This is a genomic window from Streptomyces sp. NPDC088194 (genome assembly GCF_040702025.1).
Classification (GTDB): Bacteria; Actinomycetota; Actinomycetes; order Streptomycetales; family Streptomycetaceae; genus Actinacidiphila.
Window position 1 is genome coordinate 84,799 of the sequence record NZ_JBFBIV010000001.1, and the last position, 17,919, is coordinate 102,717.

Annotated in this window: 13 protein-coding genes; 4 read left to right on the top strand and 9 right to left on the bottom strand. The window is 72.6% G+C overall.

Annotated features, from left to right (window positions below; genetic code table 11):
* Positions 1–266 precede the first annotated feature (266 nt).
* The 3 genes from AB0399_RS00355 (at position 267) to AB0399_RS00365 (ending at position 3,106) form a co-directional block, all read left to right on the top strand.
* Positions 267–686: a YciI family protein gene (locus AB0399_RS00355; RefSeq protein ID WP_329366489.1), complete on the top strand. Its 420-nt coding sequence runs from the start codon at positions 267–269 to the stop codon at positions 684–686.
* A complete protein-coding gene (locus AB0399_RS00360; protein WP_366409743.1) occupies positions 659–2,083 on the top strand; it encodes a DUF6596 domain-containing protein in 1,425 nt (474 codons plus the stop codon). The genes AB0399_RS00355 and AB0399_RS00360 overlap by 28 nt, the downstream gene beginning before the upstream one ends.
* Before the next feature lie 180 nt (positions 2,084–2,263).
* Positions 2,264–3,106 carry a Gfo/Idh/MocA family oxidoreductase gene (locus tag AB0399_RS00365; RefSeq protein WP_366409744.1) on the top strand — a complete coding sequence of 281 codons (843 nt, stop codon included), beginning with the start codon at positions 2,264–2,266 and terminating at the stop codon, positions 3,104–3,106.
* Between the two features lie 23 nt (positions 3,107–3,129).
* Here the strand turns inward: AB0399_RS00365 and AB0399_RS00370 are convergent, their stop codons facing one another.
* The gene (locus tag AB0399_RS00370) at positions 3,130–4,215 is read right to left on the bottom strand and encodes a DUF5937 family protein (RefSeq protein WP_366409745.1); all 1,086 of its coding nucleotides are present in this window, start codon (positions 4,213–4,215) and stop codon (positions 3,130–3,132) included.
* A 99-nt stretch (positions 4,216–4,314) separates the two neighbouring features.
* Between AB0399_RS00370 and AB0399_RS00375 the strand changes: the two genes are divergently transcribed.
* Complete coding sequence (locus AB0399_RS00375; protein WP_366409746.1) at positions 4,315–5,526, top strand: MFS transporter; 1,212 nt, start codon at positions 4,315–4,317, stop codon at positions 5,524–5,526.
* Positions 5,527–5,889: 363 nt separating this feature from the next.
* Here the strand turns inward: AB0399_RS00375 and AB0399_RS00380 are convergent, their stop codons facing one another.
* From AB0399_RS00380 to AB0399_RS00415, 8 genes are all read right to left on the bottom strand, one after another.
* Positions 5,890–7,251, bottom strand: coding sequence for a hypothetical protein (locus AB0399_RS00380; protein WP_366409747.1), 1,362 nt, complete (start codon positions 7,249–7,251; stop codon positions 5,890–5,892).
* A gap of 366 nt (positions 7,252–7,617) precedes the next feature.
* The gene (locus AB0399_RS00385; RefSeq protein ID WP_366409748.1) at positions 7,618–8,250 is read right to left on the bottom strand and encodes a universal stress protein; all 633 of its coding nucleotides are present in this window, start codon (positions 8,248–8,250) and stop codon (positions 7,618–7,620) included.
* Between the two features lie 745 nt (positions 8,251–8,995).
* Entirely contained in the window at positions 8,996–9,904 is a 909-nt protein-coding gene (locus tag AB0399_RS00390; RefSeq protein ID WP_366409749.1) for an NAD(P)-dependent oxidoreductase, read from the bottom strand.
* Positions 9,905–9,916: 12 nt separating this feature from the next.
* Positions 9,917–12,139, bottom strand: coding sequence for an FAD-dependent oxidoreductase (locus AB0399_RS00395; RefSeq protein WP_366409750.1), 2,223 nt, complete (start codon positions 12,137–12,139; stop codon positions 9,917–9,919).
* Positions 12,140–12,146: 7 nt separating this feature from the next.
* Positions 12,147–14,444 carry a hypothetical protein gene (locus tag AB0399_RS00400; RefSeq protein WP_366409751.1) on the bottom strand — a complete coding sequence of 766 codons (2,298 nt, stop codon included), beginning with the start codon at positions 14,442–14,444 and terminating at the stop codon, positions 12,147–12,149.
* Positions 14,445–14,522: 78 nt separating this feature from the next.
* Complete coding sequence (locus tag AB0399_RS00405) at positions 14,523–15,404, bottom strand: carbohydrate ABC transporter permease (protein WP_328467234.1); 882 nt, start codon at positions 15,402–15,404, stop codon at positions 14,523–14,525.
* A complete protein-coding gene (locus tag AB0399_RS00410) occupies positions 15,401–16,360 on the bottom strand; it encodes a sugar ABC transporter permease (protein WP_366409752.1) in 960 nt (319 codons plus the stop codon). The genes AB0399_RS00405 and AB0399_RS00410 overlap by 4 nt, the downstream gene beginning before the upstream one ends.
* 6 nt (positions 16,361–16,366) lie before the next feature.
* Positions 16,367–17,716 (bottom strand): extracellular solute-binding protein, encoded by a 1,350-nt coding sequence (locus AB0399_RS00415; protein ID WP_366409753.1) that lies wholly within the window; start codon positions 17,714–17,716, stop codon positions 16,367–16,369.
* Positions 17,717–17,919: the final 203 nt, after the last annotated feature.

The following is a 17,919-nucleotide window of genomic DNA, read 5'->3' on the forward strand; positions in this document are numbered from 1 at the left end:
GTGCAGGCAACGTCCGCTTCGGCGCCGTCTGTTGAGGTGCGCCGGAAGGCCGGCCCGCGGCGGGCTCACGGGGCTCCGGGGGGCGCGGTCGCGGACGTGCCCGCCCCGCTGCGGGACGAAGGCGCTTGCCCGAAGCGGACCGTTCGTGTTCGGCTGCCCTCTCGATCCGCTGCCTTCTCGATGCGCTGCCGTGTCGATCCGCGACGTCGCCGTTCGACCTGGGAGAGAGAGGGCCGATCGGCGACCCCCGAGCAAGGAGACCGACGATGGCGAAGTACATGCTGATCATGCGCGGCACCGACGAGTCCGTCGCGACGATGATGTCCACACCCTTCGAGGAGATGCTCTCGACCGTGGGGAGCTTCAACGAGGAGCTGATCCGGGCGGGCGTACTCGTGGCCGCCGAGGGGCTGGACGACCCGTCGCAGGGTGTGGTGGTCGACTTCGGCGGACCGGCCCCGGTGGTCACCGACGGTCCGTACGGCGAGACGAAGGAGCTGTTCGGCGGCTTCTACCTGATCGACGTCGCTTCCAAGGAGGAAGCCGTCGAGTGGGCCAAGCGCCTCCCGGCGGTGGCCGGCTCGAAGTGCGAGGTCCGCCGGGTGCCGGGCATCGACGAGTTTCCGCAGGACAACGAGTGGATCATCAGGGAGCGGGCGTGGCGGGAGCGGACCGGGCAGATCTGATGCCCGCGGGCGTCGGTGGCGCGTCGGGGGGCGACGGCACACCGGGTGTCGCCGGCACACCAGGTGTCGGCGGCACACCACGTGTCGCCGGCACACCTGGTCTCGACGGCACGCGGCGCGCCGAGGCGGCGCGGCGGGCCGCCTCGGCCGTCTGGCGGATCGAGTCCGCGCGGATCGTCGGTGCGCTGGCCCGTTTCACCGGGGACTTCGCGCTCGCCGAGGACGTCGCGCAGGAGGCGCTGGCGGAGGCCCTCGTCACCTGGTCGCGCGACGGTGCGCCGGCCGAGCCGGTGGGCTGGTTGCTGGCGACCGCGCGGCGGCGGGCTATCGACGCGTTCCGCCGCAGGTCGGCGCTGGACGAGCGGTACGCCCTGCTCGCGGGCCAACTGGGCGAGGGCCAGTTCAGTTCGGGCGGGCGGGCCGCGCCCGGCCGTCCGGACGACCTGCCGTGGGACCCCGACCGGATCGACGACGACGTCCTCGCGCTGATGTTCACCGCCTGCCACCCGGTGCTCTCGCCCGAGGCCCGGGTGGCGCTCACCCTGCGGGTGGTGGGCGGCCTGTCCAGTGAGGAGATCGCCCGCGCGTTCCTCGTGCCCACCCCGACCGTCCAGGCCCGGATCACCCGGGCGAAGAAGACGATCGCCGCGGCGCGCGTACCGTTCGCGCTTCCGCCGCCCGAGGAGCGGCGCGAGCGGCTCGGCGCCGTCCTCAGCGTCCTGTACGTGATCTTCACGGAGGGCTCGACGGCGACGGCAGGCGACCGCCTGCTGCGCCCCGACCTGGCGTACGAGGCCGTCCGGTTGGCCCGGACGCTGGCCGCGCTGCTCCCCGCCGAGCCGGAGGTGTACGGCCTGCTCGCGCTGTTCGAGCTCACCGCCGCGCGCTTTCCGGCGCGTACCGGGCCCGACGGGCAGGCGGTGCTCCTGGCGGACCAGGACCGGCGCCTGTGGGACCGGTCGGCGGTCCGCCGCGGTCTGGCCGCGCTCGGCCGGGCCACGAGCGCCGGGCGGGGCCTCGGACCGTACGGCCTCCAGGCGGCCATCGCGGTCTGCCACGACACGGCGCCCTCGGTGCGGGAGACCGACTGGGAGCGCGTCGTGCTCCTCTACGAGGCGCTCGGCCGGGTTGCCCCCTCACCCGTGGTCGAGCTCAACCGGGCCGTGGCCGTCGCGATGGCGAGCGGACCGCGGCGGGCGCTGCGCATGGTGGACGAACTGGCCTCCTCCGGCGCCCTGTCGGGGTCGCACCTGCTCCCGAGCGTGCGGGGCGAACTGCTCACCCGGCTCGGCCGGACCGCCGAGGCCCGGGCCGAGCTGGAACTCGCCGCCCGGCTGTGCCGCAACGCCCGCGAGCGGTCCGTACTGCTGGGCAAGGCGGCCGCGTTGGGGCGATGACCGTCCGCCCGGCGGCGCGGCCGAGGAGCCGATCGCACGGCGGTGCGCGGAACAACACGCGGAACAGCGCGCGGAACGACACCGGAACGACACCCGGAACGACGCGCGCAGCAGCGCGCGGAACGGTGCCTCGGCCGGTGCCCGCGGATCGCTCCGAGCGGCGTCCCGGATGATGGAGCCATGCGCATCGGCATCATCGGCACGGAGAGCAGCCACGTCGACCACATCGTCGACCACCTCAACGTCAAGGCCCTGGGCGACGGCGCCCGCGTGGTGGCGCTGAGCGGCGGCGCCTCGCGGCGCAACGAACTCCTGCGGGCCAGGGGCGCGGTGGAGCGGATCGTCGACGCGCCCACCGACCTGCTGGGCCTGGTCGACGCGGTCATGGTCACCGACCGGGACGGCGGCCTGCACCGCGCCCACGCCGTGCCGTTCCTCCAGCAGGGCCTGCCGGTCTTCGTGGACAAGCCGCTCGCCTGCGACGTGGCGGACGCGGAGGCGATCATCGCGGCCGCCCGCGCGCACGACGCCCCGCTCACCTCGTACTCGGCGCTGCGCTGGCTGCCCGACACCGACGCCCTCGCCGCCGAGGCGGCGGCCCAGGGCGCGGCGCAGGTCGTCGTCGCATCCGGCCCGGCCGACCCGGACAGCCCGTACGGCGGGGTCTTCTTCTACGGCGTCCACGCGGTGGACGTGGCGCTGCGGCTGGCTCCCGGCGCGCTCGGCGACATCCGCGTCGAACGCTCCGCGACGGCCATCACGGCGACGGCCGTCGCGGGCGCCACCCGCGTCGTGGTCAACCTGGTGCGCCCCACCGAGACCGCGCAGATCCCCTTCCACGCCATGGTCGTCTCACGCGAGGCCATCGCCCAGCGCACCCTGCCCCTCGACGACCACTACCTGCTCCCCGGCCTCAAGACGTTCCTGCGCATGGCCCGCACGGGCACACCGCCGCTGTCCTATGACGACCTGCTGCGCCCGGTGCGCTTCCTCCACGAGGTGGCCACGACCCTCCCCGGCTGACCCGCCTCGCTCGGTACGCGGGGTCAGCGCAGCACCGCCGCCACGAGGTCCGCGCCCAGCGTTGTCGCGGCGGTGAGATCGAGTGCGTAGTGGACGTAGCGGCCGCGGCGCCGGGAGGTGAGCAGGCCGGCCCGGCGCAGCAGGGCCAGGTGGCGGGAGACCTCGGGCGGGGTCAGGCCCCAGGCGTCCGCCAGTTCGCCGGTGGTGTGGGGGCCGCGGGCGAGGGTGCGTACCAGCCGCAGCCGGACCGGGTGGGCCAGTGCCTCCAGCCGCAGCCGGACCGTCTCCAGCGGCACCGCCCCGGACGCGCCGCGTTCCGCGACCGGATACTGCAGGGTGGGTCGGCGGCCGGCGGTGTGCACCGCGACGAGGTGCGGATGCCCGAACACGCTGGGGATGAACGTGACGCCCGATCCGCGCGCGCTGCTCGCGTTGTCCTGCAGCTTGTCCACGAGGATGCGCTCGCCGTCGCGGTCCAGGGTGACGGCCGCCGATACCGAGGCCAGGGCGGAGCCGAGTCCCTGCCGGGCCCTGAGATCGGCCTTGAGGCGTATGTCCGCCGCCAGTTGGGTGGCGACGCCGGGCCAGGCGGCATCGAAGAACGCCTCGCCGCATTGCTCGAGCGTCTCGCGCACCCGGGCCCGGACGCCGGTCGGGTCCGCCAGGAGACGTTCGGCGAACGCCTCCTGGAGTGTGCCCCGTGCCTGCGCCCGGTCCAGGGCACGCGCACGGGCCCCGGCGTCGGCGAGCGGGGACGGCCCGGCGAAGAACAGGCGGCTGCTGCCGCAGGTCGTGATCAGCGCGGAGGTCACGTAGGCGTCGTCGTCGAGGTGGTCGACGTCGTCGAGTTCCTCGACGAGGGTCGCCCGCGGCCGGGCCGGCAGCAGGAAATCCGCGCGCGACGACCGCCACAGGAACTCGGCCTCCCGCAGCCGCTCCGCCAGCTCCGGACGCAGCGCGGCTCGGACACCCGCGGACCACGCCGCCAGATGCGGGTGATGCTCCGGAGCGGCGAGCACATGCAGCATCGCCGTCAGCTCGGCGAGCGGCGAGGCGGCGAAGCACAGCCGTTCCGGCGGTACTCCGGCGATGTCGATGCGCAGAGTCACCCGCCCATCATCGCCGGTCGACGAGGTCGGCGCGGCCCCGGTTGACGCGAACCGTCAACCGGCGTGACCGGCCGGGGCGCGGCCGCGCACGGTGACGGCATGACGATCACCATGCCCCGCGGACTCGTTCAGGCATCCGGGGGTCCCCGCTACACCGTCGCCCTGGCCGTGGACGCGCTCGGCACCGGCCTGCTGCGGCCGTTCCTGCTGCTCTACGGGATCAAGGTGCTGGGGCTGTCCGCCACGACCACCGGCATCGCCATGACGGCGGGCATCGTCACCGGTCTGGCCTGCACGCCCGCACTCGGCCGCTGGCTGGACCGGGGCGCGCGCAGCGACGCCGTGGCCGCGGCCATGCTGGTACGCGTCCTCGGCGTGGTGCTGTTGCTGGCCGCCCCCAGCGGAAGCCCGGGGATGTTCGCGGCCGCCGCGCTCTTCCTCGGCATCGGCAACCAGGCGTGGCCCGCGGCGCACGCCGCACTCGTGACCACCGTCTCCAGCGGCCGTACCCGCGACGCCGCCCTGGCCGCCGCGCGGTCAGTGCGCAACGCGGGGATGGGCGTCGGCGCGCTGGTCGCCACCGCCTGCCTGGCCGGTGGCACTCCGGCCCTCAAAGCGCTGGCCGCGGCCACCGCTGTCGGTTACGCGACGGCGGCGGCGCTGGCGTGGTCGGTCCATGTCTCCGCCGCTCCGCCCACCCGCCCGGCCTCCTCTGCGCCGGCCGCGCCCGCTTCGTCCATGAGCACGGTTCTCCTGGCCAACGTCGTCCTCGCCTTCTGCCTCAACGTCCCCGAAGTCGCCCTTCCCCTGGTCCTGGCGACCCAGGTGCGCGCCTCCCCGGTCTGGTCGGCGGGAATCTTCGTCATCAACACGGTGCTGGTGGTCGCCCTGCAAGTCGGTGTGACCGTCAGGATGTCCCGCTTCCCCCGCCACATCACCCTGATGACGGCCGGGATGGTCCTCACCCTGTCCTACCTCGGCTTTCTCCTGGCGACTCCGCTGCGCCACGGGCTGGCCGCACCCGTGATCACCGCGGTGTCCGTCCTGTGCACCCTCGGCGAGGTCCTCTACGCGGGCAGCGCCACCGCGCTCGTCGCAGCCACCGCACCGCCGCACGCGCTGGGCCGGGCGCTGGCCCGGCTCCAGCTCTCCAGCGGCCTCGGCCTTGCGATCTCCCCGGCCGTCATGACCTCCCTCGCCGCCCACGGCGCCGCCACTCTCTGGGGCTCCCTCGCCGTCGCGACGCTGCTGGCCGCGACGGCCGTCGGCTCGGTGGCCCCGCAAGCCCGACCGACTCTCACCCCCGAGTGAGCACCAGCGACCCGGGGCGGGCGAAGGACCGGAACCCGCGCGGGAGGCCAGCCGTCGCTCGTATGTCGCGGCCGCGCCGGTGAGCGACGCGTGGGCTTCCGAAGTGTCCGCTGGACCAGCGTCGTTGGTGTCCGCGGCCGACTTGTTCACGCGGGGTGGCCTCCGACGCCCAGGACTTCAGGACCCCGACGAAACCCGCGGGTCGGTCAGTGGGAACCGGCTAAAGTGCCAGTTCCAGGCCTCAGCTCGCCATGTCGTCGGGAACCGAGCCGGAAACGCGGTGTCGGACGCGACGTCGAGCCCCGAGCCCTCGTTCCGGTGCGCGGCCGACCGGTGCGAGGCGGCGCGGCGCGCGGGGAGGCGTCAGCGGAACTCGGCCAGTCGGGGACGGAGCGCGAGCACCGTCAGCCCGGCGGCCGCCAGCACCGCGGCCCCCGCGCCCGCGAGGCGGCCGGTCAACTCGCCCCGTCCGGCGGCCACCGCGCCGGTGTAAGCGTCCGCGTTGATGCCGATCAGCTTCCGCAGAGCCGTGTCGTACTGCCCGAAGTCGTAGTTCGAGGCGTCCTTGTCCCAGCCGACGCAGAACGCGACGGCCTGCTGGAACTGTCCCTGGCGCACCAGCGTGCGGACCTTGCGGTCGTCCTGTTCGTAGAGGGCGTAGGCGTCGACGGTCGCCTCCGCCGCGGCACGTTCCCCGGGGAAGGTGATGTTGCGGAACTCGTCGCCGTAGTAGCCGGTGAAGCGCAGGTCGGCGTGGTGCGCGCGGTAGGCGGTCAAGGCGGCGGCCAGCCGGGCGTCGTACGTGCCGAGGGTCGCCCGCGGCAGGGTGAGCAGTTGCTGGGAGGTGTCCTCGAAGGACTGCTCGTACGTGCCGCGCCGGCCCGGGTCGAGCAGGTAGCGGGACTCGTCGGCGTTCGCGTCGTACGACATCGCCCGGGCCTGCGACAGCGCGACCACCGAGTCGAAGGCGTCCCGGCGGGCCACCTTCAGGTCGTGCGACTGCGCGGCCAGTACCGACCAGCCGAGAGCGCACGCCACGACCGCGCACGTGGTGGCGGCCGCGAGCGCGGGGCTGAGCAGGCGGCGGAACCGGCGGGTCAGGTGGAACTGGGTGAGCAGAAGCGTGGCGAGCAGGCAACCGCCCAGCACCAGGAGGAGGACCCGTTGGAGGTCGGCGGCGGACCTGGCGCCGCGGTAGGTGTCCTCGAACGCGCCGTCGTTGTTCTGGCCGAGGCGCTGCGCGGCGGGCAGCAGCGACTGGCGCAGCAGGTCGGTGGCGGTGCGGTAGTCGCCGAGGGCGGCGGTCTTCTCCGCCGGGTGGAGGTCGTTCTCCAGCGCGCGGCCGACGAGTTCCTGGTAGCGGGCGAAGTCGTCGTCGAAGCCGACGACGGTGGCCGTCGCCTGCCGGTCGCCCTGCGCGGAGGCGGCCAGGGTCTGGAGGCTGGCGCTGATGGTGTGCCGGGAGGCGGTGTACATCCGCTGGGCCGCGGCGTGTTGGGCCGGCATCGGGGCCAGGCCGCCGCGTCCGCCACTGGACAGCAGCAGGTTCGCCGCCTGTGCGTCCATGTCGTTGAGCGCGAAGTACAGGTTGTCCGCGCCGGTCACGCGCGGGGCGGCCCGGTGGTCGATACGGTCCCACGCGCCGGATGCCGCGAGCCGGACCACGAGCAGCAGCACGGCGACCGCGACCGAAAGGACGATCACCGCCGCCCGCAGCAGCCGCAACCGTATGGGGGTGGACGCACCGGGGCGGCTCCGCCATCTCGGCGGGCGCGGCAGGGATTCCGTAGGGGGCGGGGATACCGAAGGGGGCCGTCGCCGGAAAAGGGGGCGCCCCGACGAACCGCCTGAGCCCTCCCCATGCCGCGCGGGCGACGTCGGTGGATCGCCCGCTCCGTCGGGCGCCGCCGCACCGGTCACCGTGGCCCCGGACATCGGCGCCTCCAGACTCACTCGGTCGAAGGCCCCGTCCGCCCCCCGTCAGGACGTTCAGCCTCACCCCGAAGTCGCCTGCCCGGCAGTCCCGTTGACGCGGCGCTGACGCTCCGACCGCCGGTATTGACGCCGTGCATACGCAGTCCCGGCGCCCGCTCAACCGGTGCGGGCCCGGCCGGGTTCCGGCGGCTCGGGACGGCGCGCGCCGCGCCACCCGCCGCAGCGCGCCGCCGCGGCGACCCAGCGGCGCGGGTGGCGTACGAGCCGAGCGTCGCCCCGGGCCGTGCCAGCCGCCGGCAGCGGCAACTCGTCGAGGACGCGGGCGGCGTGGCCCACCTCGCGCATCAGGTCGGGCGGCGGGACGGCGAGGATGTCGCATCGCGCGTGCGCCAGGCAGTAGCGGCGCACCCCGCCGTGGAAGAGGCGCGTCCTCCCTCGCCGGCCCGTGCTGATCACCAACAGGTCGTCCGGCCGATCGGCCAGTTCCGTCAGAGCGCTCCCCGGCTCGCCCCGTGCCGTGACCAGGCTCAGGTCGAGGTCCTCGGGATACCCGCCGAACGCGTCCGTGAAGGCCCGCTCCAGGCATCTGGCTGCCGCCTTCTCCCCGGCTGCCAGCAGTGGCGGCCAGGGTGTCCGGCGGTAGGCGAGTTCGCCGCCGGGCGGTGCCCACGCCGTCACCGCGACGAGTTCGCCTTCTCTGCGCCGGGCCTCCTCCACCGCCCGGTGCAGCGCGCACAGGCTGTGCAGCGAACCGCTGAGTCCGACCAGGACCCGCCCGCCCTGCGACATTCCGACGCCCTTCCTCCCATGACCGGAAGCCTGCCCCCGACCCGTTCGCGACGCGCGGCGGCGGCCCTCCGCCGCCCACCCTCCGCCGCCACCCGCCGCGGGCCACCCCCGCGGTCCGCCCGCCGCCGGACCGAAGCCCTGGAGCCGGGCGACGGCATCCCGCGAGCCCTACCAGCCCGTGTCCGGGCGGCCTGTCTCCTTTGCCGGGTCAGGGCGCTGGAGCAGCCACGTCTCAGGATCGTCACTCCCGAACTCGCCGAACGGCGGCCACAGTGCCGTCGGCCAACCGCCGGGCTTGCGATGGAGTTCGGGTCGCGTCCAGCGACCCAGCGGCCGTGGCCGGGTACGAAAGAACGGCAGCCCGGCCGGGAAGGGGCCGGACTGGTCGGGGTCCCCGACATGATCGGTCGCAGCCACGGTGTCCCTCCTGACAACAGCACGCGGACGGCACTGCGGCGACGACGAACCGGAATGCCCGGGGACGACGCTATTCCCGCGGATGGCGGGCCGCCCCGTCCACTGACGCATGCTTGACGCCCACGACCGCCGCACTGACGCGACCTTGACGGGCGCCCCGGACCGGCCGTCCCACCCCCGCCGACGCACCCGGCGGCGCGGGCCTCGCCCTGCCGCCACCCGGTGCGTTCCGGCCGAGGTGGCGGGGCCGCGGGGCCCCGGGGGCGGACGGCGACCGCCCCCGCGTGGAACCCGCGTGGAACCCGTGCAGGACCCGTTCGGGACCCGCTCAGAACTTGATCAGCCGTTCCGCCGTGAATCCGAACAGCCGTCGCGCGGGCGCCGTGTCGACCGGTGCGGTGCGGCCGGGCAGGGGCCGCAGCAGCCGGGTGGTGGGGTGGAAGCGGCGCAGCAACTCCTCCGTGGGGAACGGGACGATGACCTCGGGCGCGCAGACGTGGACGGTGTGTGCGCCGGGGCCTGGTACGCCGAGCGCCAGCAGCGCGGCGCGGGCCGCGTCGTCGACCTCCAGATAGGTCCACAAGTCCCGGGCGCCGAGGGCCGGTTGCTCGGCGAGCCGGGCCGCGTGCGCGAGCAGCCGCTCCTCGAAGCCGCCGACGTACGGATAGCGCAGGCAGACCACGCTCATCGCGTGCCGCCGCGCCATCATCGCGGCGGTGAGTTCGTCGACCTGCTTGGACAGCCCGTACGGGTCCTCGACCTGGCCGGGCATGTCCGCGTCCACCGGGACGTACGGCGGGTGCGGGTCCGGGTCGGTGGTCCACGGCAGCCCGGTGGTGCCCCATGAACTGGCCAGCGCGACCTGCCGCACTCCGGCGCGCCCGGCCTCCTCCAACACGGTGAAGGTCGCGACCGTGTTGCCGGCGAAGACCTCCTGCGCGGTGTTGCGTTCGGGGGTCGGGATCGCCGCCAGGTGGATCACCGCGTCGGCGCCGTCCAGGGCCGCGCGTACGGTCGCGGGGTCGGCCGCGTCACCGGTCACCACCAGCCGCGCACCGAGACCGCCGAGACCGCCGGGACGGCCAAGGTCGCCGAGACCGCCGAGGTCGCCCGGATCATCCAGGACCAGCGCGTTCGCCTCGATGCCGCGCGCCGCGAGCAGCGCGAGCACCGCCCGCCCGATCCGCCCGGCGGCCCCGGTGACCAGCACTCTTCTGACCCGGATCTCGGCGGTCATCGCCAACCCCCCTTACGCGTAGGCCCGTACGGCGACGATGTGCGCCGACGCGGCCCCGTTGGTCGACTCGGCCACGATCCGTACCGCCGAGGTGGTGACCGGCTCGTCCAGGACCAGCGTCCTGCGGCGGCGCCGGTTGTCCGTCACCCGCGCCAGCACCCGCCAGGAGTCCGGGCCGTCCGGCACCTCCACCCGGTAGTCGCGCAGCAGCGTCGGGATCGTGTCGAACGGGGTCCTGTGGTGGTGCAGGTTGATCAGGTCCTCGTTGACGTCGTCATCGGCGACGATGTCGATCCGGCCCAGCTCGACCGGCTCGGGCCAGGCCAACTCCAGCCAGGCTTCGCAGGATTCGCCCAGCGGCTGCGACACCCACATGTGCGGGCCCGCGTACGGCCGGGCGTATCCGTCCACCGCCCTGCCGGGTGCGAAGGCGGCCGTCTCCCCGGCCCGCAGGCAGAAGGTGCGCCGCAGCAGCCCGGTGTCGGCCCACTCCCGCAGCGGCTGCGGCGACTCGTCCTGCGGCCGCAGCGGCACCCGGGTGAAGCACAGCACGCCGGGCGTCGGCCGGTCGGCGACGCGCAGGGCGAGACCCGGGGCGGCGCGTACGACCGCGAAGGCGTTGCGCGGGGTGTCCGGCGCCCACTCCAGGCCGGTCCTGACCCACTGCCCGTGCCCGGCCGCGACGTCGACGGACACTGTGGCGACCAGGCGGCGCGGCACGTAGTTCTGGCCGAGTTCCGGGTCGTACAGGTCGACGGTCAGTACGGTGTCGTGCTCGGCGTCCACCAGCAGTTCGAGGCCGGTCAGGGCCGGGTCGACCGGCAGGACGATCCCCGCGTCGGCGGTCAGCGGCCAGGTCTCGTCAGGGGTGTCGACGGTCAGGTCGCGCATGGTGGTCGAGGCCGTGGCGGTGGCGCGAAGGGCGAGGTCGGCCGGGTCGTCGGAGGCGAGCCCGATCACCGAGGCGTCCTCGCGCAGCAAGGCCCTTTGCAGCAAGGGAACTTCGAGCTCGCGCGGGGCGATCCCGCGCTCCGCGCAGAGCGCCGCCGCCGTGCCCGCCGCCTGGCCGATCGTCGCGCAGGTCGCCATCACCCGCGTCGAGCCGAACGCCACGTGGCTGGCGGAGATGTCGCGCCCCGCGAAGAGCAGGTTGGCGGTGTTCACCGAGTACAGGCTGCGGTACGGGATGTGGTAAATGCCGTCCGCGTAGCGCTGCTTGGCGCCGGCCGCCGTCGAGTACATGCCCTGCGGCGGGTGCAGGTCGATGGACCAGCCGCCGAAGGCGACGCGGTCGGCGAACTCGGTCTGGCCGAGGATGTCGCCCTGGTGCAGGACGTAGTCGCCGAGGAAGCGCCGGTACTCGCGCTTGCCGGGCAGCGAGCCGACCCACTCCAGGGTCATGGTGTCGGCGTCGAACTGCCCGGAGTTCTTGATGTGGTCCCAGATGCCGTAGATCACCGACCACAGCTCGTCGCGGATCTGCTCGTTGTCGTGCACGGTGTCCAGCTCGCCGCCGAACTCGATCCACCAGTACGCGCAGCCGTTGTCGCCCGCCTTGATGATGCGGCGCTGCGGGATGGACGTGGTGCTGATGTCCTTGGCGAAGTCCGGCGGCACGTACTTCACCGGCCGCCCCGCGTCCTTGGTGTAGAACAGCAGCGTCGAGCCGAGCGTGATGTCGTCGGCGGTCTCCGGCGCCCACGGCTCCCCGTACTCCGCGCGGGCCTCGCGGCCGATGCGGTGCCGGGCGCCGGCGAGGTAGCCGATCAGGCCGTCGCCGGTGCAGTCGAGGAACACCTCGCTCTCGAAGCGGATCAGCCGCTCCGAGCCCATCGTCCAGCCGGTCACGGCGGTGATCCGGCGCGCGTCGTCGGGCCCTTCGGCGTCGACCTCGCGCACGTCGGTGTTGAGGTGCAGCGTGATGTTGGGCTCGGCCCGCACGGCGTCGAGCACCACGGTGTCCCAGTAGTACGGATTCCCCTCGGGGTTGCGGAACTGGTTCTCCACGAACAGTTCGCCCATGACACCGCCCTCGCGGGCGTGGTGGTTCTTGCCGTGCCCGGTGGCGCCGCACACCCACACCCGGACCTCGCTGCTCGAATTGCCGCCGAGCATGGGCCTGTTGTTGATCAGGGCGACGGACCGGCCCAGCCGGGCGGCGGCGATCGCCGCGCAGACCCCGGCCAGGCCGCCGCCGACGACGGTGATGTCGTGCCGTACGGTTTCGTTCCTCATGGCGTGCTTACTTCCAGTCGGGGTCGGCGGCGAGGCCGTAGTAGACGCGGGGCGCGCCGTCCAGGGTGAGCGTGACCTTGCCGCCCGCCGCGGTCAACGTGCTCTCCTGGCCGATGCAGTTCAGCTCGCGCACCGTCCCGGCGACGGTTCCGGAGTGGGCGACGACCTGCGTCTTCGTGGTCCAGGTGTCGGTCCAGGGTTCGGGCGAGGCCCACCAGGAGTCGGTGCCGTGGTCGGCGTTGAGGACGTAGCCGTCCTTGCGGGTCCACAGGATCGAGATCGGCCCGGCGGGGCTGGTGAACAGCAGCCCCTTGACGTCCGGGTCGCCGAAGACCAACGGGCGGACGTACTCCGCCTGGTCCAGGACGCGCGCGGCCGTCGCGTACGCCAGCAGCGTCGGCTTGGCGCTGGTGTCGCGGTTCATCATGCCGCTGTGGAACTCGACGTCGTCCGGGTTCGCCTCCTGCGGATGGTGCACCGTCGAGTCGTGCAACTGGTACCAGTTGACGCCCCGCACACCCTCGGACTTCGCGAGCGCCAGGCTGAGCAGCACGTTCTCCGCGGCGTGCCGGTAGGTGTCGTTCCACCAGGAGTTCGGCTTGGTCGGGGCGTACGCCTCGGACATCCACAACTCCTTGGTGCCGTACTCGGCGATGACCTCCTTGGCTTTGCGCAGCGCGCCGAGGAAGTTCCAGTACGTGCCGGTGTCGCCCAGCACCCACTGATCAGGCGTGGGGGCGTAGTCGGCGGTGAAGTTGCCGCGGCCGGGGTGGAAGGCGAACGCGTCGATGAGGTCCCATCCGCCCGCGGCCTTGAAGTTGGCGGTCCACACGTAGTCCATGCCGCCGAGGCCCGCGTTCATGACCTTCATCGTCGAACCGGCCGCCGTCAGCCGGTCGGTGACCTGGCGCAGCCCGTCACTGACGTAGGCGTCGGCGCCCCGGCCCTGCATCCAGGGGGCGTTCACCTCGTTGCTGACCTCGAAGTACTCGGCGTCGGCGGCGATGGCCGTCGCGGTGTTGGTGTCGGCCCAGGCGGCGATCTGGTCCGCGCTGCCGCCGGTCGGGATGCCGCTCAACTCCACGTTGTGGTGGATGCCGTTGGCGTCGAGGGTCGCGATGTCGATGCCGGGCGCGCCCGCGTAGGCGATCCGGATGCGCCGCACACCGATCAGCTTCAGCAGCCCGAGCACATCGGCCTCGGTCGGCTTGAGCAGCCAGGGGTAGTTGGCGAGGCCGAACATCGACTCGCTGCCCGCCTGGTAGGCGAAGTCGGGCAGCACGGAGAGATTCGTGCGGGCCAGTGCCGTGTCGCTGCCGCTCTGGACGCTCACCTCGGTGAAGACGATGCCCTGGCCGGGTGCGGTGATCGGGAAGGAGGCGTCCCAGCCGGCACCTGCGGCGAGCGTTCGGGAGTCGGTGCCGCCCGCGATCCGGTTCCCGGCGAAGTCCCGCGCCCACCAGGTCAGGGTGACCGGTTTCGCGGCCGAACCGCCGTTGGCCACCTGCGCCTTGAGGGTCATGGTCTGCCCGGCGCTCTTGTAGAGGTTGAACGGCTGGTCGGTCCACACCTCCACGCCCAGCGGGCTGCCTGCCGCCAGCACCCCGGCGCCGCGCGGCCGCAGGTCGCCGAAGACGAGATCCACGGTCGTCGTGGCGGCGCCCGTACCGGTCGAGGCGCCGGGCGTGTGCAGCCAGGTGGCGGTGGTGTAGGCGGAGTTGCTGGCGGCCAGGCAGAAGAAGCCCTTGGTGTCCGCCCACGTCTCGGCGTACGCGCACCCCGCGTTGACCTCGTACGGGATGCCGCCGCGCGGGTCCTTCGTCCACGCGGTCAACGCCTCGTAGGACTCGGGCGCGCTGGGCGACTGCACGGTGCGGGCGACCATGAACCCGGTGGGCGTCAACGTGTCCGAGCCGCTGACCTCCCAGGACATGTGGGCCTTGTGCGCGCTGACGTCGAAGGTGCCGAGCACGGTGACACCGCCTGCGCCGCTGCCCATGGTGTAGGTGATCCGGACGGCGGGGCGGCCGTCCGCCAGCGTGATCAGGGCGGGCGTCCCGCCGTAGGTGCGCTGCTGGCCGAGCACGCTGTCCTTGAACATGAAGTGGCTGATCAGGACCCGGTCGGTGCCCGAACCGGCCGATCCGTCGCTGATGAGGACGCTGCCGTCGCTCTGAGCGGCGAGCGTGATGCCGTCGGCGGTGACGGTGACCGGGTCGGCGGCGTGCGCGGGGATCGCGGGAAGCAGCGCGGCGCCGGTGGCGACGGCCGTGCCCTGGAGGAATCTGCGGCGTGCGACGGACATGGAGGTGCCTCTCTCTTGTCCCGAAGAGAAGGTGCGGGGATGAAGCGGGCGGGCGGGGGTCCGGGGGGCCGGGTGCGCTCAGCCCTTGACGCCGGTGAAGCCGAGCCCGGCGACGATGTACTTCTGGCCGACGGCGAAGACCAGGACCGGTGGCGCGACCGCGAGCACCATGGCCGCGATGAGCTGGTCCTGCGGTGCCTGGGTGGCGAGTTGGGAGAGCGCGACGCTGATCGGCTGCTTGTCCGGATCGGTGAGCGCGACCAGCGGCCAGATGAAGTCCTTCCAGCTGTGCATGACCGCCAGCAGGCTGATCACGGCGAGCACCGGCCTGCTCATCGGCAGCACGATCCTCGTCAGCAGTTGCCAGGTGTTCGCCCCGTCGACGCGTGCCGCGTCGAAGAGCTCCCTGGGCAGCGCGTCGAAGAACTGCTTGGCGAGCAGCACCGTGAAGCCGTTGGTGCCGGCCGGCAGCCAGATCGCCCAGTACGTGTCACCGAGGTTGAGGTGCAGCAGCGGCACGTCGATGACCGTCATGAAGAGGCTGACCATGTTCACCGTGTACGGCACGAACATCGTGGCGAGGATCGCGCCGTAGACGGCCTTGCCGAAGCGCGGTTTCAGCACCGACAGCGCGAAGCCGGCCGTGGCGGAGACGAAGAGCTGCACGAACCATGATCCGCCGACCACCAGGAAGGTGTTCATCAGATAGCGGCCGACGCTCAGATCCGTGTACGCCGTACGGAAGTTGCCGAGGCGCGGCCGGTCGGGCCACAACGCCAGCGGGTGGTTGGTGAGTTCGGTGGGCGGGGAGACCGCGCCCTTGAGCATCCAGTACAGCGGCCCGATGCCGATGAGCAGCAGAAGCAGCAGCGTCAGCACCTGGATGGAGCGCACGGCCGCGCGCACACCGGGCCGTTGCCGGTCGTGGGCGGAGACGAAGGTGGTCAGCGGGGTGGTCATGACTTGCTCCAACCGCGGGTGGCCCGCAGATAGACCGCGGACAGCAGGCCCAGGGCGAGCACCATCAGGAAGGACAGCGCGGCGGCCTGCCCGTACGCGCCGTCCTGGAAGGCGTAGCGGAAGATCAGCAGCAGCACGGTCAGCGTCGCGTTGTCCGGGCCGCCGCCGGTGAAGACGTACGGCTCGGTGAAGACCTGCACGGTGTTGATGAGCTGCACCAGCAGCAACAGGCCGATCACGGAACGCAGTTGGGGAAGCATGATGTGCCAGATCCGGCGCCAGATGCCGGCCCCGTCCACCTCGGCGGCCTCGTACAGCTCGCCCGGGATGCCGACCATCGCGGCCAGGTAGATCAGCACGGCGCCGCCCATCCCGGCCCAGGTGGCCTCCAGGACCAGCGAGAGCATCGCGGTGTCGGAGGACTCCAGCCAGGTGTACGGACCGAGGCCGACCTTGCCGAGCGCGGTGTTGAACAGACCGCTGCCCGGGTCGTAGAACCACTTCCACAGCAGGATCGCCACCACCGGCGGGATGACCACCGGCAGGTAGACCAGGAAGCGGTACACCCCCGCGCCGCGCCGTACCGTCGACATCACCGCGGCCAGGATCAGCGGGGCCGGGAAGCCGATCAGCAGGCCGAGGCCCACGAAGAACAGCGTGTTGGTGACGGCGGTGGACAGCAGCGGATCGGCGAAGACGGCACGGAAGTTGTCGAAGCCGACCCAGACCGCGGGGTCGACGAGGTTGGTCCGCTGGAAGCTGAGCAGCAGGCTGCGGACGATCGGCCACCAGGCGAACAGTCCGAAGACCAGCACGGCGGGGAGCAGGAACAGCCAGGCCGTGAACTGCCTGCGGGCGGCGGTGCCGCCGCGCCGTCGGGCCGGCCGTCCCGCGGCCCCCTCGGCGGGGTCGTGGGGCGCCTTCGCGCCGCGCTGGGAGTGGGTGAGCAGGCTCATGACCGGCTACTTCTGGTTCGACTGGTCAGTGGCGAGCTTGGCGTTGACGTCCTTCTCGGCCTTCGCGAGCAGCGCGTCGATGTCGGCGTCGCGCTGGGTGAGCACCGCCTGCACCACCGGGTCGAGCGCGGCGTAGAGCGTCTGCGCCTCGTACGGCGGCTCCGGCTTGAGTTCGAGCTTGCCCAGGCCCTTCGTGTACGGCGCGAAGTTGTCGAGCTTGACGTTGACGTACGGCTTGATCGCCGCGTTGATCGCGGTCTGCCGCGCGGCGTCGAAGACCGGCAGCGTCGGTACGCCCACCGCGGACTTGGGGTCGGCGGCCAGCGACTTGGCCTGGCTCACGGCGGTGGCCGTGCTGTACTGCGGCTCGGCGTAGGCGAAGATCAGCCACTTGACGGCGGCCGCCGCGTGCTTGGTGTCGGCCGACTTCGGCACCATGTAGATGTCGCCGCCGGTGAGGGTGGCGTTGCCGCCGGACTGCGGCATCGAGGCGACGGCGAAGTCGTCGGTGTGCTCCATGCCGAACTGCGTCTTGGCCAGCCGGAAGGTGCCGGGGCTGCCGATGAACATCCCCGCCTGGCCGGCCGCGAACTGCCGGATGGCGTCGTTCTGGTTGTTCAGCAGATTCCGGCCGAGGGAGTCGTCGCTCCAGCGCATGTCCTTGAGCAGGCCGAGCGCGTTCTTCGTCGCCTCGCCGGTGAGGGTGGCGGTGTACTTCCCGCCCTGCTGCGCTTCGAGATCGCCGCCGAACGCGTAGGAGAGGATGGCCAGTTGCCAGCCGCCCTGGCTGTCCTTGGACTCCTGGACGAATCCGGCCTTGCCGGTCTTGGCGCTGATCGCCTTGGCGTCCGCCCGGACTTCCTGCCAGGTCGTCGGCGGCTTGTCGGGGTCGAGCCCGGCCGCCTTGAACAGCGCCCGGTTGTAGACCAGACCCTGGGCGTACGGATTCTGCGGGACGCCGTAGACCTGGCCCGCGCTGTCGCTCAGCGGCTTGAGGACCTGCGGGTTGAACTCCTTGAAGTGGCCCCAGGAACGGAGTTGGCTGCTGATCGACTGCACCTGCTTCTGCTGGATCAGCCGCTGCGGCTCGGTGAGCGGGACCTTGATGACGTCCTCGACATTGCCGCCGGCCAGCTTGGCGGAGAAGGTCAGCGGGTCGAAGACCGTCGTGGAGCCCTTGACCTTGATGCCCGGATTGGCCTTCTCGAAGTCGGCGACCTGCTGCTTGAAGAGCTTCAGCTCGGCCTTGTCGGTGGCGGGGGGCATGCCCTGGACGCGGAGGATGACGTCGCCGCCGCTGCCGCCGCCGGACTTGCTCGGGGTGAGCGCGGAACAGGCCGTGAGAGCCACGGTCATGGCTATGGCGGTACTGCCGAGCAGGGCCGCATTACGGTATTGTCTGGACATTTCGTCTCCACGGAGGGCAGGGTGAGGTCGGGGCGGGGTGCCTTGCCGCGCAGGGGGTCTCGGAGGCGGCCACCGGGTTGTACGGCGGGGCCGGCGCGAGGGTCGGCGGCGTGAACGGCGGGAGCGCCGCGGGGGGTCGGCGGCTGGTACGG